Source organism: Paenibacillus vini (genome assembly GCF_018403325.1).
GTDB lineage: Bacteria > Bacillota > Bacilli > Paenibacillales > Paenibacillaceae > Fontibacillus > Fontibacillus vini.
The window spans coordinates 57,867-80,443 of the sequence record NZ_BOSL01000012.1; the positions used below are offsets into that span (position 1 = coordinate 57,867).

The 22,577-nt window shown below is 50.1% G+C and carries 15 protein-coding genes; 7 read left to right on the top strand and 8 right to left on the bottom strand.

Going from position 1 to position 22,577, the window contains the following annotated elements:
* The first annotated feature begins 8 nt into the window (after positions 1-8).
* Both KJS57_RS17550 and KJS57_RS17555 read left to right on the top strand, forming a co-directional pair.
* Positions 9-872 carry an MBL fold metallo-hydrolase gene (locus KJS57_RS17550; protein ID WP_213655802.1) on the top strand — a complete coding sequence of 288 codons (864 nt, stop codon included), beginning with the start codon at positions 9-11 and terminating at the stop codon, positions 870-872.
* Positions 873-896: 24 nt separating this feature from the next.
* Positions 897-1,898 (top strand): aldose 1-epimerase, encoded by a 1,002-nt coding sequence (locus KJS57_RS17555; protein ID WP_213655803.1) that lies wholly within the window; start codon positions 897-899, stop codon positions 1,896-1,898.
* Positions 1,899-2,035: 137 nt separating this feature from the next.
* Here KJS57_RS17555 and KJS57_RS17560 read toward each other — a convergent pair whose 3' ends face one another.
* Positions 2,036-6,793 carry a carbohydrate binding domain-containing protein gene (locus KJS57_RS17560; RefSeq protein WP_213655804.1) on the bottom strand — a complete coding sequence of 1,586 codons (4,758 nt, stop codon included), beginning with the start codon at positions 6,791-6,793 and terminating at the stop codon, positions 2,036-2,038.
* Positions 6,794-6,969: 176 nt separating this feature from the next.
* Positions 6,970-8,013, bottom strand: a complete 1,044-nt coding sequence (locus tag KJS57_RS17565) for a LacI family DNA-binding transcriptional regulator (RefSeq protein WP_213655805.1) — start codon at positions 8,011-8,013, stop codon at positions 6,970-6,972.
* Between the two features lie 241 nt (positions 8,014-8,254).
* Between KJS57_RS17565 and KJS57_RS17570 the strand changes: the two genes are divergently transcribed.
* Complete coding sequence (locus KJS57_RS17570; protein WP_213655806.1) at positions 8,255-9,862, top strand: glycoside hydrolase family 43 protein; 1,608 nt, start codon at positions 8,255-8,257, stop codon at positions 9,860-9,862.
* A 459-nt stretch (positions 9,863-10,321) separates the two neighbouring features.
* A complete protein-coding gene (hflX, locus tag KJS57_RS17575; RefSeq protein WP_213655807.1) occupies positions 10,322-11,635 on the top strand; it encodes a GTPase HflX in 1,314 nt (437 codons plus the stop codon).
* A 303-nt stretch (positions 11,636-11,938) separates the two neighbouring features.
* Here the strand turns inward: hflX and KJS57_RS17580 are convergent, their stop codons facing one another.
* Both KJS57_RS17580 and KJS57_RS17585 read right to left on the bottom strand, forming a co-directional pair.
* Complete coding sequence (locus KJS57_RS17580; RefSeq protein ID WP_213655808.1) at positions 11,939-13,525, bottom strand: sensor histidine kinase; 1,587 nt, start codon at positions 13,523-13,525, stop codon at positions 11,939-11,941.
* A complete protein-coding gene (locus tag KJS57_RS17585) occupies positions 13,522-14,208 on the bottom strand; it encodes a response regulator transcription factor (RefSeq protein ID WP_213655809.1) in 687 nt (228 codons plus the stop codon). The genes KJS57_RS17580 and KJS57_RS17585 overlap by 4 nt, the downstream gene beginning before the upstream one ends.
* 204 nt (positions 14,209-14,412) lie before the next feature.
* On the opposite strand from KJS57_RS17585, the gene KJS57_RS17590 reads away from it, so the two are divergent.
* Positions 14,413-15,345, top strand: a complete 933-nt coding sequence (locus KJS57_RS17590; RefSeq protein ID WP_213655810.1) for a manganese-dependent inorganic pyrophosphatase — start codon at positions 14,413-14,415, stop codon at positions 15,343-15,345.
* A 329-nt stretch (positions 15,346-15,674) separates the two neighbouring features.
* Here the strand turns inward: KJS57_RS17590 and KJS57_RS17595 are convergent, their stop codons facing one another.
* Both KJS57_RS17595 and KJS57_RS17600 read right to left on the bottom strand, forming a co-directional pair.
* Complete coding sequence (locus tag KJS57_RS17595) at positions 15,675-15,857, bottom strand: hypothetical protein (protein ID WP_213655811.1); 183 nt, start codon at positions 15,855-15,857, stop codon at positions 15,675-15,677.
* Positions 15,858-15,901: 44 nt separating this feature from the next.
* Entirely contained in the window at positions 15,902-17,167 is a 1,266-nt protein-coding gene (locus tag KJS57_RS17600; protein WP_211024301.1) for an MFS transporter, read from the bottom strand.
* Positions 17,168-17,475: 308 nt separating this feature from the next.
* Here KJS57_RS17600 and KJS57_RS17605 point away from each other — a divergent pair, with 308 nt between their 5' ends.
* Positions 17,476-19,698, top strand: coding sequence for a PAS domain S-box protein (locus tag KJS57_RS17605; RefSeq protein ID WP_213655812.1), 2,223 nt, complete (start codon positions 17,476-17,478; stop codon positions 19,696-19,698).
* A 184-nt stretch (positions 19,699-19,882) separates the two neighbouring features.
* On the top strand, positions 19,883-21,319 hold the full coding sequence (locus KJS57_RS17610) for a SulP family inorganic anion transporter (RefSeq protein WP_213655813.1): 1,437 nt from the start codon (positions 19,883-19,885) through the stop codon (positions 21,317-21,319).
* Positions 21,320-21,426: 107 nt separating this feature from the next.
* Here KJS57_RS17610 and KJS57_RS17615 read toward each other — a convergent pair whose 3' ends face one another.
* Positions 21,427-21,729, bottom strand: coding sequence for a hypothetical protein (locus KJS57_RS17615; protein ID WP_211024307.1), 303 nt, complete (start codon positions 21,727-21,729; stop codon positions 21,427-21,429).
* Between the two features lie 38 nt (positions 21,730-21,767).
* Positions 21,768-22,385 carry a TetR/AcrR family transcriptional regulator gene (locus KJS57_RS17620; protein ID WP_211024309.1) on the bottom strand — a complete coding sequence of 206 codons (618 nt, stop codon included), beginning with the start codon at positions 22,383-22,385 and terminating at the stop codon, positions 21,768-21,770.
* Positions 22,386-22,577 lie beyond the last annotated feature (192 nt).

Genomic DNA, 22,577 nt, shown 5'->3' on the forward strand with positions numbered 1-22,577 from the left:
GGACAACTATGAACAGACCGGAAAGAAAAGGAGCCTCACTGATCAGCGAAGTAAACCGGACCAATGTCCCTTACGGAACTTTGGCTATTTGGTTCCTTGGACAAGAGAGCGTGATTGTTAAAGGGGACGGAATAACGGTTTATATTGATCCCTATGTATCGGATTATCTGGACAAAGACGGGCCGGCACGCTCCTATCCGGCGCCAATCGTTCCGGAGGATATCGTAGGGGCGGACCTCTGTCTGATTACACATGAGCACGAGGATCATATGGATGCGGGGACGCTGCCGATTTTTCACGAGCAAAACGGTGGAGCGCCGATCATGGCACCGGCTTGCTGCAAGGAGCCTTTGCTTCGCATGGGCGTAAAGGAATCGCAAATCCTGGTGGCGGATAACAGCCGGCAGACCGAGCTGTTATCCAAGCTGGAAATCACGGTGCTCCCCGCCGCTCACGAACAATTGGAGCAGGACGGAGACGGGTTCCATCGCAGCGTGGGATACGTTCTCAAGCTGAATGGCGTAACGTTGTATCACGCGGGGGATACGGTAATTTATCCGGGGCTCGTGGAACAGCTTGAGAAGATTAAGCCCGATGTAGCCATGCTGCCCATCAACGGTCGGGACTTTTTCCGCCGGGAGCGCGGCATCGTCGGTAATATGAATTACCGGGAAGCCGCCGAACTGGCCGTCAGAATCGGCGCTGAAACCGCGATTCCGTTGCATTATGACGTGTTTGCGCGCAATGCGGAGAAGCCGGGGAACTTCGTGGATTATATGTATGAGCATTTTCCGGAGCAGAAAATCCACGTCATGGCCCGGGGAGAACGGTTCGTGTACGTATCCGGGCAGGCATTTCTGGACCGTGACTAAAGGACATAGGGAGAGACAAAATCGATGAGCACATCAGAATTTCAAGCATATGAGGGCGAGTATCAGGGAGAGAGAGCGATTTGGCTGAAAGCGGACCGTTATGAAGCGGCGCTGCTCCCAGCCATCGGCGGTAATTTGATCGCGTTTCGGGATGCGGAACGCGGAATGAAGTTTTTGCATGAGCCCGGTCCGGAGGAAATGGAGTCCTTCAAAAACCGGCCGATGATTCACGGAATTCCCGTGTTATTTCCGCCGAACCGATATGAAGACGGACGTTTTCCGTGGGATGGTAAGGTTCATGAGTTTCCCGTCAATGAAAGTGCGACCGGCAACCATCTACACGGTTTTCTGTACAACATTCCCTGGCAGGTGGAGGAGTTCGGACATACCGAAAGGGAGAGCTTCGTATCCGTTTCGGTTACCGTAGACGAACGGCATGAATCGTATCGCTATTTTCCTTATAAATATAAGGTTCGGCTTCGGTATGGCCTGAGTGCGTACGGTCTTTCCCAGCAGGTTATGGTGGTTAATGAAGGCAGCGAGAAGATGCCTTGCTTGTTGGCGTTCCACACCTCGGTGAATGCGCCGTTTGCCGATGGAAGCGCGGCTGCGGACTATCGTCTGAAGCTGACGATCGGAGAGCGGTGGGAGCTGAATGAACGGATGCTGCCTACCGGCGAGTTTCAGCCATTGACCGATCAGGAATTGCTGATGCAAGGCGCAGGCGTTTATCCTTTCTTCGAAAGCATGGACAATCATTATACCTCCACGGCCCAAAACGGCCGAAACCGGATGGAGCTGACCGATCTGAGCCGGCAAATTACGCTGGTTTATGATGTGGGGACATCCTACAAACAGTGGATGATTTGGAACAATGGGGCAAAGGAAGGCTTTTTCTGCCCCGAGCCGCAGATCAACCTGGTAAACGCTCCGCATGTGGATCTGCCTGCAGACGAAATCGGACTCTTTAGTTTAGAACCGGGCGAGATTTGGGAGGAGAGCAGCCGCTTGTACGTGCGGGGATAGGCGGGATACGGTTGTTTGACAGCAAGTTTAGAATGCCTGATTTTGATGGGCGCACCTGTTTCAAGTGGGTCCTCTAATACAAAACACTCCCTTGACCGTGCTGGTCAGGGGAGTGTTTTTTACTAATAGTTTTCGCTTTAGTTGTTGGGGTTTGTGTATGGCTCCAACGAAATGTTATCAATCCAGACTGTGTAAGGGGTATTCAAAATCGGATCTTCTGTTTCCCCATTTCTGCCGAGACCAATGATAAGTTGATATATCCCGTCACTTGGAATTTCGATGATGGCTTCATAGGTCTTAGTGATTTCATTTACGGCAAGTGGTACTGGACCGGTGATAGATCCTTTGATCTCGACAACAATATTGCGCGCCTGCTCCGAGCTTAAATCCAGGGATAGTTTGTAGGTGCCTTTTTTCAATGCAATGTTATCTTGGTGAAGTTGAATGTGCCACCAAAACCATCCTACCTGGTTAATGACCGCTTTCGCTTCGCCACCTTCAACGGAAATATTAGCTTCTCCCGCATAGGGTTCGTGTACACTTTTCTGATTATGAATCAGCCACCCATTCAAGCCATCCTCGAAATCTCCGTTTACGAATTCATGAGAAACCGGAGTTTCCGGCGTGGTTGCGGTCGTTTCCTTAATGGACAGATCGTCAAACGTAATCGTATGAGGTACGTCCGGCGTTGTCAGCGAACCCATTGTTACATTTCCAATTAGGAAGTTCAGCTTCAGGGTTTCCGGTTTTGTCGCAGTGAATTTGGCAGTATATGTTGCACTAGTGGTTGAGAGTGCAAATTTGACTTGATTAGGCGTGATGGACGTCGTGTTCGAATATTCTAATACGATTGGTCTTTCCACACTTGCGCTCGCCTTGAAGGACAGTTCATAGGTTTTACCTGCCTCCAGAGGAATGTCTGCTTGGTAAAACTGAGTAGACCAGCCCTGGCCACTGCCAAGTGAAGGGATGGTAATGATCGCTGCCCCCGCATTTTCCGCAAGGGATGAGCCCCCATCACTCCATACTTCCCAGTCCGACGTTTTATTCGAGAAATCGCCGTTCAACAACAAATTACCGTCGGCATTCATGACTCTTTGCGTCACACTGGCAAAAGTGTAATCTTTCGCTTCAATCCTGATTTTATAGCTGCTTGCATTAGAGAATAATGCCGCATTCAATGTGACTCTGCCTTCTGCAAAAGAATATTGATCTTCGGCAACCTTAGTTCCATTGATACTTACGGAAGAAATGTTTTTACGCCAAGTCTCGTCATCCTGGAACGTAATCTCAATAGGCTGACCTATGACATTATCCGTAGTGTCCGCTATAAGACTTGGAGAACGCTCCATTTTTGGCGCATCTTTAATTTGGAAGACCACATTATCGATAAATACGTCATGCGGACCGCTTACTGTTTGACCGGCCAGATTCCCCAGGAAAAATTTAAGGTTACCCAAGACATCTTTACCCATCTTGAATGTAAACTTGTAGTTTTGAGGGGATGTTCCAAGATCAACGATTTCATCAAAGTAGCGAGTATAGGAGCTGTCTTCAATATCAATCTCCATTTTGCGCTCTATAGTAGAATGTGCGTCAAAGGACAGCTCGTAGATGGCACCCTTCGTCAAATTCATGTTGTTTTGCATAAACATGTTGCTCCACGGCTTTTGCCCAAGGGCGCTTACCGACAGCTTTGCAGCCTGGTTCTCGTGAGAAGCTGTCATGCTTCCTCCGGTATCAACAGCCGCTTCCCAAGGCGCAAGCCCGCTATCAAAGCTGCCGTTCGTTAGGGGGAAGAATACCGTATCCGGATCATAAACGATTGATGTCTGAATGAGCTTGACGTTATCGAGATTGACCGTTCCGTCAGCGCCGCCTAAACGGAAGGCCAACGTTGCATTAGGATCGGTTATTCCTGTCATCGTAAGGTCGATAGTATGTTTCGAGCTTGCTGCATGCACATCATCACTGCCCAGGGATACTTTTTTACTAAAGTAGGTTTCAGATCCATCATTACTCACCAGCTCAACTTGAATATCCCTTGGCGTAGAGGCGCTAGCGTCAAAAGTCCATTCATAGGTCTGGTTCGCCTCAAGTAAAATACCTCTTTGCAGTACACTTACGTCATTGGCATTGCCGTTGCCCGCATTCAGTATATTCACACCGAGATAACGGGTGGCCGGATTGACCGATGCCTTTGCGTTGGTATTGTCCGCTGTTACGACATGCCAGAACGTCATCCGGTCCTGACGCCCTTGATCAAAGCTTCCGTTATATACCCGATTTCCGTCGCCGTCGAGCGGTTCTTTCCGCATATCATCGTCGATAGCAATGGTATCGATCTCTTCCACACGAACATTGCCGATCCATACCGGACTTGTGTTTAAGCCTACGTTAAATTCCGTTCGTGCAGCAATATCCGTATCCGCCTTCATCTGGAATTGATATTCGAAGCGCTGCATCTGATCGGTCAAATCGAAAATATTTGCAGGGGAATAAGCGGCAAATCCGCGGCTTTCTCCGCCTGTCATTCTGGCCATCATGTTGCGGTTTGCATCTGACTTGGCGTCAAAAGAGACTTTGTAGAAATGTCCCTTTACAAGCGATGCCGTGTTAAGCAGCTGAACCGAATAGTTTTGGACACCTGCATTTTTAATGCCGATTTTGGCGTAATTTTGTTCGCCGATCTTCTCAATATTTACGCTTCCAGCGCCACCGTCGCCTTCAAACAGCGACCAATAGTCCGTATTCGGAACTTCTGTGGAAGATCCGGTGCCATTCAGGTATTTCAAATTCGGTTTAGTTGTATCATCTTGATCAAAATTATTGTTATAAAGCAGGTTTCCGTCCGCTAAAGGAGCTTGCGCATCTGCGGGAATAGGCTCTTTTGCGATTACAGGAGGAACAGGTTCCCGATACGGCCGTCCGGTCAACTTATAAGCTCGAACGTAATCCACATACATTTTGCCCGGGAGCAAGCTTTCGTCGATCGGTCTGCCGCCATCAAAGTTTCCGCCAAGAGCCAGGTTCAGGATCATGTAGAAGTCCTGGTCAAACGGAGCCGGATAGGCATTATTCGCCGCTTGGTTTTTACTTATGCTGTACCAGTCGTTCTGGGTTTGAAGAAGAATGCCGTCAATATACCACCGGATTTCCCCGGGTTCCCATTCTATGGCATAGGTGTGGAAGTCCGTTGCCGTCCCGTTGTTGGGAAGCGGGTATTCCTGGCCGGTATACACGTTGTTAGGTGCTTCCCCGCCATAATGGAGAGTGCCGATCCCTATTTCAGGTAAACGTCCCCGACTCTCCATGATGTCGATTTCGCCGGACGAAGCCCAGGTTCCGTAAGTGCTGTCCTGCGGCATCATCCAGAATGCCGGCCAGAACCCGGTGCCTCCCGGAAGCTTGATCCGGGCTTCGAACTTGCCGTAAGTCTGGGAGAACTTATCTCTGGTCACAAGCCGGGCGGAAGTATATTGGCTGTCCTCGACTTCCTCTTTTTTTGCGGTAATGACCAAGTTGCCGTTCTCTACGGTTGCATTCTCCGCTTTATAGTATTGCTGCTCGTTATTGCCCCAGCCGCCGTTGCCGGTGCCGATCTCAGCGGTCCAATTCTCCAAATCGGAAGGATCGTTGAACTCATTGGCAAAGGTCAGCGTCCAATCTTTAGTCGGATTCGGATTGCCGTTGTTACCTCCAGGCGTACCGCCGCCGTTACTGCTGCCCGGCGTACTACCGCCGTTATTCACGGTTCCGCTGCCGGATGGACTGTCCGTACTTTTCGGAACCTTGCTTCCGTTCATCGTCAAACCGTCCGACTTGTTCGTAATCGTCTCCACTTTGCCTTTCCCTTCAATAACTGCTTTGCCGGCATGTTCACCAACAGTCAATTTCTTTATTACCGCGCCATCCGCCAAAATGATTCTGGCGTTTCCGTCCAGCTTCAGTTCCTCCACAGTCCCCGAAATCGTGATGGTAGGCTGATGATTGCCTGTCGAAACGGCAACGATTTGCTTGAAACTGCCGTTAAATTGAATTCCCGCATTGCTGTCGGGTACAAAGCTTGTTCCTTTGACTACAACGTTTTGAAGTACAGCCGTGCCATCCCCAATTCCGGCAGTTAAATACAGGTTGCCTTCGATCACGGTATCTTTCAACGTAATATCGGCCTTATTTATCAGTGCATTGCCTTTCACCGTGCCCTCGGACAACGTCGCTTTCTTGTCGAAATAACCTGTTATAACACGATCTATTAATGTCATGAGTTCCGCTCTAGTCATCGTTCCTTGCGGTTTGAAGCTCGAATCGGAATATCCTTCCAAGTATCCGGCAGCCGCGAGCGCATTAACGGCCTCCAGCATTTCGGCATTCATGCCCGTCAAATCGCTGAAATGCGCGGTATCCAATGAATCTGTGCCCATTTGGCTGAAGCTGAACAGTTTATCCAGTGCAAAAGCGGCTTCGGCCCGGCTGAGGGGAGCATGAGGGTTTGATTTTCCCGCAGCATTCAGCTTGATATATCCGGCTTGAACCGCTTTGGAAATGTCGGCTTCATACCATGTCCCAGCTGGGACATCTGAGATGAACTGGTTCAACTTCTGAGTCAAGCCAAACACCTTGTTCATAATGACTGTAAATTCTGCTCTTGTGATTGGAGCATTCGGACGAACGGTCCCATCTCCGTACCCCTGAATGATGTCATGATTCATCCAACGGGCAATAGAATTGGCTGCCCAGTGATTCTTGGACAAATCGTTAAATTGCTGCTGCACCCCAACTGCCGAAGTCTGACCGCTTGCGAACTGGGCGGAGCTTACTCCGGATACCGCACTCGTCACAATGAGCAGAGACAATGCCAGGGATGTACTTTTGCGGACCAAACGATTCCTCATATTCTGCATCTCCCTCTTAGATTTTAGTAGCTCATGTCCTATACTGCGCATACTAATTCAATGCCTTGAACCAGCTTTCTCCTTTCCAATGAATTCGCTTACATTAATTTTGTCTCACATGGGACAAAGATAAATATAATATAGTATCCTGCTACTTGAGTGTCAATGCATAGCGGCTACGAAAATTTGCCGGCTATTTTCGTAGCGCTGCACGAATCTCTTACAATAAGCTCCGCTTCAAAGAGGGTTTCTTCAGCCGCATTGCCGTCTTCCTCCAGTACGGATATTAATTGATTCACTAACGATACGGCCATATCCACACGCGGAACACGCAGTGTTGTTAGAGCTGGATGAAGATACTGCGAGATTAACAAATCATCAAAGCCAATGACAGAAATGTCGTCAGGGACGCTCAGTTTATGGGCGGCCAAAGCCTTCATGGCTCCGATCGCCGTAAGGTCATTTGAGCAGAATACTGCGGTGGGCAATGTACCTCCAGAAATCCACTGTTCAACGGCGGCCTTCCCACTTTGTTCAGTAAAGTCGCCATGGAAAATACGGTCTTGGGAAACGGGCAGCTTCCGAGTCTGCATCGCATCCATAAACCCCTCATAGCGTTCCAGTCCGGCCGGATTATTCAGCAGTCCCGTAATCATTCCAATATCCTTATGACCCAGATCAGCCAAATATTCAACGGCTTTATAAGTGGCCTTTCGATTGTCAATCTTGGGTGCAGGAACGGACAAGCCCCCGTCCGGAGCATTGTTGGGGTCGAACACGCAGATTTCAAAGCCTGCTTCTTTGATCTGCTCCATAAGCTTCTGAACATTCGACCAGCTGATGACAATCCCGCCATCAATGTTCTTCTGCTTGTATTGGCTGAATAGAGCCGAAGTATCCGAGACATCCAGAATCGTCACTAGTGTATTATAACCACGCTCAAAGCAATGGCTGATAACGGCCCCGATCGCGGCTCCGTAGTACATGTCATCCGAGTATAAGGTATAGTTGTTTTTATCCTGAATAATAAACAAGCCGATCGTATGCGTTCTTTTGGAGGAAAGCTTGCGGGCGGCCGAGTTCGGTTCATAATGGTATTCTTCCATGACCCCGAGCACTTTCTCGCGGGTTTTTGGGCTGACGCTGGCGGAGTTGTTCAGCACACGTTGAACTGTTTTCCGGGAGACGCCGGCTATTCTAGCAATGTCGAAAATATTCATAGTAAGAATCGTCCTGTCCTGATTAGATATGTCCAAAATACAATAAAGACCGGGCCGGGTCAATTAGAAAGGGACATCCATGCGATCTGCGGCTTACGGGACCAAATATGCTACGATTAGAGCTGTCTTTGCACTCTTCACGCTTCATATCTTTTTGTTGTATTTATAGCTTTAAAAAGGGAATAACGACCGGCACGGTGAAACTTATAGAACAATATGCGCAAACAGGAGGGCAATCGCCATGACAACCATTCAAAATCCGATTCTGAAAGGGTTTAATCCCGATCCGTCGATCTTACGCGTTGAAGACGATTATTATATTGCCACATCAACATTCGAGTGGTTCCCCGGGGTACAGATTCATCACTCTAGGGATCTGGTCCATTGGGAGCTGATCGGACATCCGCTTGACGAGCGCCGCCTGCTTGATATGAGAGGCAATCCGAATTCCGGCGGGATCTGGGCTCCTTGTCTCAGTTATCATGAAGGTGTATTTTATCTAATCTATACCGATGTTAAAAGCCTGGCCGGCGCATTCAAGGATACGCCGAACTATTTAACGACGGCGACCGATATTCGCGGTCCGTGGTCGGATCCCGTTTATCTGAACAGCAGCGGCTTCGATCCGTCTCTGTTCCATGATGACGACGGTCGCAAATGGCTTGTCAATCTGATCTGGGACCACCGGAAGAATCGTAATCCATTTCACGGCATTGTGCTGCAGGAATATTCGGAAACGGAAGGAAAGCTGATCGGCCCCAAAGAGGTGATTTTCAAGGGGACGGAGCTAGGGTGTACGGAAGGGCCGCATATTTATAAAAGAAACGGATGGTATTACCTGATGACTGCCGAGGGAGGAACAGGTTACGAGCATGCCGTGACCGTAGCGCGGTCGCGCTCCTTGAACGGGCCGTATGAAGTAGATCCGGGGAATCCGATCCTGACGTCCCACGGCGACCTGAGCTTGCCCCTGCAAAAGGCCGGTCATGGCAGTCTCGTAGAGACACAAAACGGGGAATGGTATTTGGTTCACTTGTGCTCTAGGCCGCTCCCTGGGCTGCAGCAATCCCCGCTAGGAAGAGAGACGGCGATCCAGAAATGCGAATGGACCGAAGACGGATGGATTCGACCTGTAAACGGACAGCGCCCGCAATTAGAGGTACAGGCTCCTGATCTGCATGCCGCTCCGGTTTCCATACCAGTAGATTGCGATCATTTTGATGAGCCTTCTTTAAGTGCGGCGTACTCCACTTTGCGGGAGCCTGCCGACGCTTCCTGGCTGAGCCTGACGGAACGCCCGGGATACCTTCGTCTCTACGGCAGACAATCGCTGAACTCTCACTTTAGCCAAAGCCTTATTGCTAAGCGGATTCAGCATTTTTCGTTCGAAGCGGAGACGGCGGTCGAATTCGAGCCGGAGCATTTCCAGCAAATGGCCGGACTAATTTGCTATTACAACAGCAAGAACTACTATTATCTGCGGATCAGCCGGGATGAGCAGCTCGGTAAAACGCTCAATGTACTGATAGGCGATAACGGAGCTTATGATGAGGCCCTGTCCGAAGAGCTTTCCGTTGAGGATTGGGACCAGTGCTTCCTGAAGGTTCGGATTGAAGGAGACGAGGTGCAGTTCTTGGCTTCCCAGGACCGTGAGAGCTGGATGAAGGTCGGCGGCCCACTTCAATTCGGGCATTTATCGGATGAATACGCGACCCGGCATACGGATGGTTTCTTTACGGATTGGGGCTTTACGGGTGCATTTGTCGGGCTATGCGTGCAGGATTTGAGCGGGGAAAAGAAAGCGGCGGACTTCGATTATTTCATCTGCCGGAGTACGGAGGAGTTCTAGGCTAGCCTCTAGCGGGGCTCTTTCTCTGCCATAAATTTCATGGACTCAAATTGTCATGAGCAACGCTTTATGTTACAGTAGAACTATCTTAAGCGAACGGAGGGTTCCTCGTGATTAATATTAAATTCCGTTTTTCCACTTTGCGCGGCTAATTGAATAGTGCTCAAAGGCTCTGCACCTGTGCAGGGCAAACGGGATAGGTATGCTATGACGAAGGGACTCAACTTTTGAATAGAATATGCCGACTTTGCGGGCGCCGCTTTACGGGAGACGTTTGTTTGCCGTAGCCAAGCGGGGGACTGCGACGTTTTTCGTTTGAACCGACACAGGGAATCCGTCCTGTGTTTTTTTGTTTCTTCCGGTGTCCCCGCTTTTGATTTGGGAGAAGCTAGGTACAGTGAGCACTGGGGTCTCTTTGCGGGGACGATCTTATTTTTTTCCTAAGGGAGGAATTTATATATGGAACAACTGCAGCAGAAAGCTGTCCTGGTCGGAGTCAATTTGAATCATCAGAAGGATTTCGAATACTCGATGGAGGAGCTGGCCAATCTGGCCGAAGCCTGCGACATTGAAGTCGTAGCGACGCTCACTCAGAACCTGGTGAAGATCAACTCATCCCATTACATCGGAACGGGAAAAATAGAGGAAGTACGTGCGCTTCTCGAAGCGAACGATGGCAATCTCGTTATTTTCAATGATGAGCTGTCTCCTTCCCAAATTCGAAATTTGGAAGCCGATTTGGATTGTAAAATTATCGACCGGACCATACTGATTCTCGATATTTTCGATCAGCGGGCTAAGACGAGGGAAGCCCAGCTTCAGGTGGAAGTGGCCCAGCTCAAGTACATGCTGCCGCGGCTTGTCGGGCTTCGCGAATCGCTCGGCCGTCAGAGCGGCGGGGTAGGCACCAAAAATCGCGGCGTAGGGGAGACGAAGCTGGAACTCGACCGCCGGCGGATCGAGGAGAAGATCACCGCGTTAAGCAAAGAGCTGGAGACGCTCGTGGCGCACCGGCAAACCCAGCGCAAACAGCGCAAGAAGAACGATGTGCCCGTCGTCTCGCTCGTCGGCTATACGAATGCCGGCAAATCGACGATCATGAACGCGATGATGGAGCGGTTTAACCCGGAACAGGAGAAGCAGGTATTTGAAAAGGATATGCTGTTCGCGACGCTGGAAACCTCGGTTCGCAGCATCCCGCTCGAAGACAACAAAACGTTCCTGTTGACGGATACGGTCGGGTTCGTCAGCAAGCTGCCGCATCATTTGATCAAGGCATTCCGTTCCACGCTGGAAGAAGTGGCTGAAGCGGACCTGCTGATCCATGTGGTGGATTACTCCAATCCGGAATACGAGCGGCTGATCGACATTACGAACCAAACGCTGAAAGAGATTGGAATTACGGACATTCCGGTCATTTACGCCTATAACAAGTCCGACCTGGCTGAGCGAGCGATCCCCGAGGTCCAGGGAGATAAAGTGTTCCTTGCGGCCAAACCAAGAATAGGCATTCAGGAACTGATCGGATTAATCCGGGAACGGGTGTTTAAGGACTACATCCGCTGCGAAATGTTGATTCCTTATGATCAAGGAGCGGTCGTCTCATATTTCAACGAGCATGCCCATATCTTTGAAACGAGCTATGAGCCTGAAGGGACCAAACTTTCGATGGACTGCAAGCAGAGCGATTACGGAAAGTATAAGCAGTACGCGCTGGAAGGCACCGAAGAAAGTGCGAGCGCGGTGGGCGATGAGAGCGGAGTAAACGACTAAAGTAAATAGTTAATAAACCCCGATATCACCATGGGGATGTTAAAAAGAAGGAAAGCTGCGAAAGTGCAGCTTTCCTTTTAAATATGGCCAATCTGAAGATGACTTCCTGCAAAAGTACATTAATATTCCACGTTGTGCACCCCGTTTGCTAAAAAAGGGATAAAAACCTGCACTTTCGCAGGATTTTATCCTTTAAGCCTTTTCTGAGCATCAGAATGCTGCATTATTGCTGAAATTCTTGAAACAATGAGGAATCAAAAACATCTAAATTCATTTCTGCGGCTGGAGTAAGGGCTTGCCTTATTACAGAACAGGTAGCTCGACCCAAAAGGTTGCGCCCGTTCCGGCCGTGCTTTGCACGTCGATCCGTCCCCCATGGGCCTGCACAATCGATTGGGAGATGGAGAGACCGAGGCCTGCGCCTCCCTGTTTGCGTGTACGAGAGATCTCGCTGCGGTAAAAACGCTCGAACACATGCGGAAGGTGCTCTGCCGGTATTCCCGGGCCATTATCCTGTACGCTTAAGCGTGCCAGATTCTTCGCCGGCATGGTTAAGGTGACCGTGATTGCCCCCTTTGTCGGATCCGTATGCTGGACGGCATTGTGAAACAAATTCAGAATAACTTGCTTGATTTTATCGCAATCGACCATGCTCTTGATGTCCGGGGTGAGGCTAAAGCTGACTGTACGGTCACCGGCGAGCATTCGCAGATGGGGCTCCATTTCCTCCACCAGTGTATCGAGGCGGGTTTCGGTACGGTTGACGACCGGCTGACGATCCAGCTTGGCCAGCATCAGCAGGTCTTCGACCAGCTTCTTCATCCGCTTGGCCTCGCCAAGCATGCTGTTCAGCGCGGCATTCAGCTGCTCCGGCTTGTCGACGGCCCCGCGAAGCAGCACTTCCAGAAAGCCGTGAATGGACGTTAGCGGCGTCCGCAGTTCATGCGAGGCATCGGCGATGAAGCGGCGCATCTGCTCCTTGGCTTCCCGCTCGGTTGCAAAGGAGGTTTGCAGCCGCTCCAGCATGCCGTTAAACGATTTCGCCAGCCGGTCGATTTCGGTTTGACCCAGCGAGGAAGGGAAGCGCCGGTCCAAATTGCCGGCATCCAGAGCTTCAACCGTGCTGACCATCCGATCAAGCGGATTTAGCGTTTTGCGGAGCACGGGCAGGTACAACATGAGTCCGGCGCCGAGAGCGAGCAGCGACAGGATAATGAAGATCGAAAGCTGCCGCAGGGCGATCGCTTTTAACGGGGCGGTGGCGATACCCATTTGAATCAGCCGGTCCCAGTCCCAAGGCCCTTCCGCGGGCCGGAAAACCAGCAGCTGCTCGTTTCCATTGTGATCTTGGGCGATTTTGTAGGCAACGGCCTTTTTATTCTCCCATTGCTTCAGGATGCTGGCGTATTCTTCTTCGCTCAGTTGCGGAGCCGGGAGGCCGGATTCGTTGGATCGGCTTATAAACTCGCCATCTTTGCTGATCAATGCCAAGGATGTATCCGGCAAAAAAAGAAATGGTCCGCGCTCGCCGATGCCGGAGGTATCGGGAAGCCAAGACTGATCGGGAATCCCAGGCGACTCCGACGATGAGGAGCCGTCCGCAGGCTGCGTCGGTTGGGGCATCGCCGGGGCTGCGGCTTCGTCCCGCACTCTGCGAGCGGGGAATACGTTGCCGTTCATCAGCAACTCTTTAGGAAGACTGCGGATTTGGGATAACAGGGTTTCAGCCTGATTGCTGTAAAGGAAGTTTTTCATCACGACAAATTGGACCGTGCCGATCAACAGCAGAAGAAGCGCAAGAATAAACAGGGAACGGGAGAGCAGCTGGGAACGAAGCGAGCGGGGAAACGCCAGTCTGCGCAGAGCACCGCCCCAATTCTTCAGCTTCATGGCAGATCGACGCGATAGCCCGCGCCCCGGAGCGTCCGGATCAACCGATGCTCTTTGTCGTTCAGCTTTTCTCGCAGGGAGCGGATATAAACCTCAACGATATTCTCTTCGCCGCCGAAATCATAGCCCCACACCTGATCCAGGATCTTGCTCTTGCTTAGCACAATGCCATGGTTGATAACTAAATATTTCAGCAGTTCATATTCGGTTGGGGATAGTTCCAGGATCCGCTGCTGGTATTGGATTTCTTTACGGCGGTCATCCAGCCGGAACGGACCGAGGGTCACCTCGCTGAACAGGGCGGGGAACTGGTTGCGCAGCCGCGCGCCGATCCGGGCGAGCAGTTCCTCGAAGCTGAACGGCTTGACCACGTAATCGTCCGCCCCCGTTGTGAGCCCCTTCACCCGGTCCTCCACCTCGTCTTTCGCCGTCAGCATAATGATCGCTACGTTGCTAAGATTTTTTTTCAGCAGCCGGCAGACTTCCCAGCCGTCCATTCCCGGCATCATCACGTCCAGGACGACGACATGGGGCTGAAACTCGAGAGCGAGATTGACGGCGGTCATGCCGTCGCTTGCAGTCTGAATCTCAAACCCTTCGTTCATAAGTCCAAGCTCCAAAAATTGAATGATATGAGGTTCATCGTCAACTAACATCACTTTGACGCCTTGTAGATTTTTCATGTAGAAAGCCTCCAGTACGATTGCCGATTATAATTATATTATCCGGGATTACGCTGAATATCGGCTGAACGTCCCCTGAGGGAGACCTGAAATCCTCAGCTTGGCCGGGGGTTTTCTTTGATCCTATCACGCTTGACCCTTGATTGTGAATCTGGTTCTGGGATATACTTTTCTAAGTTAAATGACGAAAGGGAGAGTAAACAAATGGATAAAGTATTGATTTTCGGACACAAAAACCCGGACACGGATACGATCTGCTCCGCAATTGCTTATGCCGACCTGAAATCCAAGCTGGGATGGAATGTTGAGCCAGTCGCTTTAGGCGAGGTCAACGGGGAAACGAAATTTGCGCTCGACCGCTTCGGTTTCCAGGCGCCGCGCGTTATTGAGTCGGCAGCCGGAGAAGTGAAGGACGTTATTTTGGTCGACCATAATGAACGCCAACAAAGCGTTTCCGATATTGAACAGGTCCGTGTAGCGGAAGTCATCGACCATCACCGGATTGCCAATTTCGAAACCAGCGGCCCGCTCTATTACCGTGCCGAGCCGGTAGGTTGCACGGCAACGATCCTTAATAAAATGTACAAAGAAAACGGCATCGCCGTTCCCGCAAACATTGCCGGGTTGATGCTGTCCGCCATCATTTCGGATTCCCTTCTGTTTAAATCTCCAACCTGCACGGAGCAGGATGTTGCCGCTGCTCGTGAACTGGCGGACATCGCCGGTGTGAACCCTGAAGAATACGGGCTGGACATGCTTAAAGCCGGAGCCGATCTCAGCGACAAGAGCATTGAGCAACTGATTTCCCTGGATGCGAAAGAGTTTGCCATGGGCAGCGCAAAAGTGGAAATCGCTCAAGTCAATGCGGTTGATGTAAACGACGTATTGGCACGTCAAAGCGAGCTTGAAGCTGCTTTGAACGGCATCGTGGACAGCAAAGGTCTGGATCTGTTCCTGTTCGTGGTTACTGACATTTTGAACAACGATTCGGTCGGTTTGGCATTGGGTAAATCGGCTGATGCAGTAGAAGAAGCCTATGGCGTGAAGCTGGAGAACAACCAAGCGGTATTGAAAGGCGTTGTTTCCCGTAAATCGCAAATCGTGCCTGTACTAACTGATATTTTTAACAAACGCTAATTCAATATCCTGAATTAACAGTAAAGAGTCCTGAAGCAACGCCAACGTACGGCAAGCTTCAGGACTCTTTTGTTTATGATAAGTGCTCCGGACCCGGATGGGCAGAAAGGAAGTCCGGGTCTGGTTCGGATGAAGAATGAGGCGGACGCTAACGGACACCAGGGGCCTTAAAAGACCGAAAATGGCCGATCTCCAAATCTAACGGACACCACAGCCGTTAAGTTGACCAAAAGACGCTGTGAAAGGCTTATTTCCGAAGAATAAGGTCCCTCATGTCCGTTAAATTGCCGAGATCACTAAAATGTGGCTAATAAGGTCTCCTGTGTCCGTTAAAGTTCAACAAGACGCCGGTCCGATAGCAAGCCCCAGCCCACTACACAAGCTGCATTACTGAAATGGATCTTAGGGGCAAACTGCCCCTGCATCTGCACTAGAACTACCAGCACCAGTACCAGCACCAGCACCAGCACCAGCACCAGCACCAGTACCAGTACCAGAACTAGCACTAGCACTAGCACCAGCACCGCATCAGCACTGCATCAGCATCTACAAATGCCTACGCGCCCTCAGGCTCCTCTGTACCTGGAACCGGGATAGGGGCGGCTTTATGTTTAAAGATAGGGACAAGGATGACCGCGCCGATCAGCATGACGATTCCGGAGAACGTATAGATGCTCACGAGAGGGAACAGCTTTTTGAGTACGCCGGACAGCGACATCATGACGACCATCATGCCCATGAACATCGGACTGAGCACCCCGTTTACGCGGCCGACATAGGATTGCTCCGTCGATTGCAGGATCAGGGTATTGATTCCGATTTGGATACAAGGGAAGGTAAGTCCGTTTAAGAACTGCAATACCAAGGTTAATGGTATGCTGGTGGAGAAGCCCATGCCAGCGATGCACACGGCGCTGACGGCCATACCGAACGCAAGCAGCACCTGCGGCTTCACCTTTTTGGACAGCGTCATAATCAGGCCTCCGCCGATCAGCATGGCGACGCCGTTGACCATAAGAAGAAACTGCAGGAATTCTTTTGGCTGTCCAAGCCGTTCCGTTACGACGAACAATCCAAGCGTCTGAATGGTACCTACGGAAAAACCGGCAATGGCGAATGTCGCGCCGAGTACCCGCAGTACAGGGCTGCGCCAGACATAACGGAAGCCGTCAGCCAGCTCCTGTCTCAGTTTCGACGTCCGCTCCGTTTTCGTTTCTTGCTCTTCGTCGGCGGGAAGCCGGAACAAGACGATGGCGGAGAGAAGGAAGGCAACGCCCATCACGCCGATTGAGATATGGATTCCGAACTGGTGATAGGCAAAAATGCCGAGCGTCGGGCCGAGCACCATGAAAATGGCGACCAGGGATTGGAACAAGGCCATGCCCTGCTGCAGCTTATCCGGATGAACATGCTGCTTGAACAGCTTCATGACGGAAGGCTGCGAGAACTGTGACAGGATTGCCGAAATAAAGGTGGCGAAATAAACGGCCTCCCAAGACTCGTATAACAACGTCAATAAAACGGCGAATACGGATACTGCGGATAGGAAGTCGCACCAGATCATCGTTCGCTTCGGCTTCCAGCGGTCGGCGAAAGCGCCTCCGATGAAGGAGAATACGAAGATCGGAGCGAATTCAACTACGGAAATCAGTGAAATGGCCAAGGGGTCATTGTTCGTCTTGTCGGTTACGAACATCAAAATCGCGAAGTTGCGGACCCAGATCCCGATCTGCAAAAAGATGTTTGAAATCAGAATGGTCTGGTAGAAACGGTTCCGGAACAAACTCGTGTTCGCGGGCGAAGCATGTGCTTGAATGGACATCAACATCACCTCAATATGGTTTTCTCTCTAATAGAAACGGGTCCAGCAGGCGAAAAATTCCCATACTAAAGATTACTTGATTAGGGCGGCTATGAAAAGGGAAATGTTAAGTATAATTATTTCAGGTTTTTTCCGCTTTTCCGGCAAACCATATTTCAAATTGACTTTTAAATTAATGTTTGTTATTACAAAAGGAAACGATTCATTTGTGAGCAAATCGTGAATTTTTTAACAACTTATTTGAAGAATTGCAGGTTCCTTCCGAATTAACTTTACTACTATCATGTATCATGGGACGGAGGCTTGTTATGAATATGGATTGGAACCAGTTTATTCTTGGTCATATGGATGATCTGGTATATTGCTGCGATTTAGAAGGAACGGGCTTGTATTGTTCCGATTCGGTAACACACTGGCTTGGTTATGTCCCCGAGGAACTAATTGGTGTGAAGTTTTCGGAGTGGTGTCATCCCGAGGATATCCATGTTCCCCTCAGCAAGGATTTGCTGCGCCATCATAGGAGTATCGTCGAGCTTAGACTCAAGAGCAAAGAAGGCCATTATCTTTGGTTTGAATTTTCTCTGCGTTTGGCGGATGCAGGACAACCGAATTCTAAGATTCTGGCGATTGGCCGTGAAATCTCCAAGCGGAAGTACGATGAACTGATGTTGGAAGAAACGATGCGAATTGCCCGGATCGGAAGCTGGGAATGGAATGTGGCGGAAGATCGGGTCGCTTTGTTCGATCAGCTATATCCTATGTTCGGTATCGAAAAGAAAGAGGAGCGAATGTCTCCGACCGATGCATTGCAACTGCTGCATCCCTCCGAAAGGGAACGGCTGGTTGAGACAGTCGCCAAAGCCATGGATGTGGGGAACTTTGATTTTGAGTTCCAGCATGAATTTCAGCCTGGGGATTTTCAATACCTGCATATTCGCGGGATCGTAACTTATGACGAGGATGGACAACCCTTAAAAATAAGCGGAACCGTACAGGATATCAGCGAACGGAAACTAGTGGAACGCAAGCTTCAGGAAACGGTCGAAAGATACAATTCCCTTAAGAAGTACAACCACGACGCCGTATTTTCACTGGATTTAAACGGTCATATTATCAATACCAATGTAATGGCTGAAAAATTAACAGGCTATAAAATCCCGCAAATGACCGGTAAACGATTCTCCATGTTTATTGAGGAGCGACATTTGCAAAATATTTTGTCCGCATCGATTACGGATGCTACGATCGAAAAAGGAATCGACAAAATCAAGACGAAGGACGGCACAGAGACCGAAGTTTTGACTACGATTGCCCCGATCATCATCAACCAGAAGAACGCGGGCTTTTATATCATCGCCAAAGATATAAGCGAACAGAAAAAGCTGCTTATTGCGAAGGAAGCCGCCGAAAGCACGAATAAGGCCAAAAGCGAATTTCTCGCCATGATGAGCCATGAAATCCGCACTCCGATGAACGGCGTGATCGGTATGACCGATTTGATGCTTGAAACGACTGAAGTATCGGATACTCAGCGGGAGTACCTGGACATTATCCGCAAGAGCGGCGATACGCTGCTGGCTATCATTAACGATATACTTGATTTTGCAAAAATAGAATCCGGTAAGGCAGAGCTGCATGAGGAGTTGATTGATCTCCGGAAGGCCATTTCGGAGACGCTGGATATTTTGATGGCCCGGGCAAACAAAAAAGGACTTACCTTAAACTATTTCGTCAGCCCGGACATTCCCGGCATGCTGTTCGGCGACCGAGAGCGCTTAAAGCAAATTCTGCTTAACCTGGTTGGGAACTCCGTGAAATTCACCTATTCGGGCGGAGTAACGGTCAGCGTAAACCGTCTTCCCAGCGATAATAATTTGATCCGTCTGCGTTTTAAGGTCTCGGATACCGGCATTGGTATTCCAAGGGAGAAGATCCCGCTGTTGTTCGAACCTTTTTCCCAACTGGATCATTTCATGACCCGCCGTTATGAAGGGACCGGACTTGGACTTGCCATCACCAAAAAGCTGGTCGGGCTGATGGACGGGGAAATATGGGTAGAGCCTCAGGATGGCCCCGGGGCGACCTTTATATTTGATATCAGTCTTAAAGGAAACACGAACAAGATTGACTGCCAGGTGGAGGGCGGAGAGGAGCAGCCGCCTGGCCGCAAGCTCCATATTCTGATCGCGGAAGATAATGAAATTAATCAAATCGTCCTCCAGAAGATGCTTGAAAAGCTGGGGCACTCCACCCGCATTGTGAGAAACGGGAAGGAGGTCATCCAGACGATTGCCTATGAATCGTTCGATATGATCTTCATGGATGTGCATATGCCGGAGATGAACGGGCTTGAGGCGACCGAGGTCATTAAGAGCACGGTTCCGCCGGAGAAATGTCCGGTCATTGTGGCGGTGACGGCCAACGCATTAAAGGGCGACAGGGAGAACTGTCTGAAGGCCGGGATGGATGATTATCTCAGCAAGCCGATTAAGAACTCGAGAGTGGCTGAAGTGATCAGTAAATACTTTTAATTTGAGAGAATATACAAGCATAATTCAGTAAATAAAAGTATCGTTACGATGATAACGCTTTTACGGGCCGGTGACCTCATTGAGGTCATCAGGCCTTTTTTCATATAATCAAGACCGTGAGCGTTGCACCGGACCTGTTTTACTGATAGATATCCATGGATTGATTAGAAGGAGGAATACTTCATTGTTAAAACTAAATAACTCCGCAGGCTGGTTCTCGAATACGCGAACCGACGTGTTGTCCAGCCTGACGGTGGCCTTTGCGCTGATTCCCGAAGCGATAGCCTTTTCCATCCTGGCCGGGGTGAGCCCGATGGTCGGCCTTTATGCCTCGTTTTGCATCGCTGTCGTAATTTCTTTTGCGGGAGGACGTCCGGGTATGATCTCGGCGGCTACGGGAGCCATGGCTTTGCTGATGGGCGGCCTGGTCAGGGATCATGGGATCGAGTATTTATTCGTGGCGACGATCTTGGCCGGTATATTACAAATCGTGATGGGCCAGCTTAAACTCGGAAAATGGATCAGCTTTCTGCCGCACTCGGTCATGACCGGCTTCGTCAATGCTTTGGCCATTCTGATTTTCATGGCGCAATTAAGTCATTTTTCTGGCCAGGGATGGCTGATGTACGGTCTTGTTGCGCTTACGCTGGCGATCATTTATATAATTCCCCGCTTCACCAAGGCAGTGCCCTCGGCACTCGTTGCTATCATCATCGTTTCGATTCTGAGCATTTCGCTGCATCTGGATGTCAAAACGGTCGGCGATATGGGGGCGATTACGAGCTCTTTGCCGGTCTTTCACTTGCCTGACGTCGTTTTGTCCTGGGATATGCTGAAGACGATTTTTCCAGTTTCTTTATCCTTGGCGGTAGTAGGTTTACTGGAATCCTTGATGACGGCGACGCTTATCGACGATATCACCAACACGACCAGCGATAAGAATCGGGAGATGAAAGGGCAAGGCTTGGCCAATATCGTGACCGGGTTTTTCGGCGGAATGGCGGGCTGCGCCATGATCGGCCAATCGATGGTCAATATGAAATCCGGCGGCCGCACCCGGCTGTCGACACTGGTTTCCGGTGTCGGTTTGCTCTTCCTTATCATTGTGCTGGGCGGAGTCGTCAAACAAATTCCTATGGCCGCTTTGGTCGGAGTTATGTTTATGGTATGTATCGGAACGTTTGAATGGGATTCCCTCCGGTCGCTGCATAAAATTCCGAAGTCCGATGCCCTGGTTATGATCGTAACGGTAGTTACCGTAGTGGCTACGAGTAACCTGTCCATCGGTGTGGGAATCGGCGTACTGTTGAGCGCGCTGGTGTTCGCTTGGAAAATAGCCAGAATCCGCATTATGCATGAAGAAGCCGATGAGGTTAGAACTTATCGGGTATCAGGACAGATGTTCTTCGGAACTGTCACGAATTTCTTGAGCGAGTTCGATCCGGCCAACGATCCCGAGAAGATCGTAATCGACTTTTCCAAGTCTCATGTATGGGATCATTCCGCGGCAAACGCGATTTCGAAAGTCATCTTCAAATACCGGCAGGTGAATAAAGAAGTAGTTATTACCGGGTTGAATGAGGAAAGCACGCGTCTCGTCGAGCGGATGGGATTATCTTAGAATAAGACACTCAGAAAAAAAACTCCTTAGATCAGCACGCAAATAGCTGTTTAAGGAGGTTTTTGAGTTGTAACTATGGATTCAGCGGATGAAGCTGCCGATACCGCCTAGAGCATCCTGAACCGCTTCAACTGGTCCCATTGCTGCTCCTGCACTAAAATTTCCCGTTGCTTGGGTCCCAGAAGATCAAAATGAGGAAAAGGAGGGCGGAGATGAATATATTTGGGGCTCAGCCCGTGATTTTCGCACCAAGCGGTCAGGCGGTCCAGGTCGGAGCAACCGACCTTGGTTACCGTCTTGGTTCCAGGGAATCGGGGGTCCAGCCAGTAGTGGGTCAAATACGCGATTTCCCCCCGGGACACGGCTTCCTTCCATGCGTTTAACTCGTTTCTGTCGATTCCGAATGCCATGTCCGTTTCTTCCTTTCCGTCCGCAGTTCTACAACCTGCTACACATGAATGCCTCTCCACAAAAAAGCGACGATCGACTCCGCCGCTTCCCGCTCCGAAGGAAACAACACCTGGTTCCGGTCATATTGCCGCTCGCCGACCCGCAGCATCGAGACATAAATATGAGCAGCCATCATCGTATCCTCGCAAGCAATTTCCCCGTTCTGTACCGCTGCGTCAAAGCCTTCCTTAAGCGCTTCGTACAATCCGTTCTCATATCGAATCAGCGTTTGCTGCTGCTCTTCGGTTAAATGCTGCTTCACTTTATCGAACATATCGTTCATATGAACCTGGGGAATCCTTAAATAGTTCTCCGTGATCTTGATCAGCCGGCTACGAAAAGAACCCGATTGGCTGAGGATTCCGCGAATCCGATCATTCACTACGGATAATGTCTTCGCAATAGAAGCGACGAACAGGTCCGTTTTGCCCGGATAATAATAGTAAATTGTGGCTTTGGTAACACCGCATTGTTCAGCGACCAGGTTCATGGAGACGGACTCGAAGCCCTTTTCCATAAACAATCTGGAGGCGGTCTGCAAAATATGCACTGACATCGGCAACCCGTCCTGCTGCTGAACCGGGCGTCCCAAAGGCCGCTTGTTCGGGGTGCTCATTATATCACCTCAACACCTAGTTCTGTCGAATCATTATACCATAAGAGGTTGTTAAAAAAGTCATCTTTCCATGACGAAGCAGATCATGATGAGGATTCGACGTCGAATCTTGAATTCAGCCGGGCCTTCCGTTGCTCACGTACCTTCTGTACGCTCCGCTACTCAGTCCCTAGCTTCATCCAACCTTCTTGG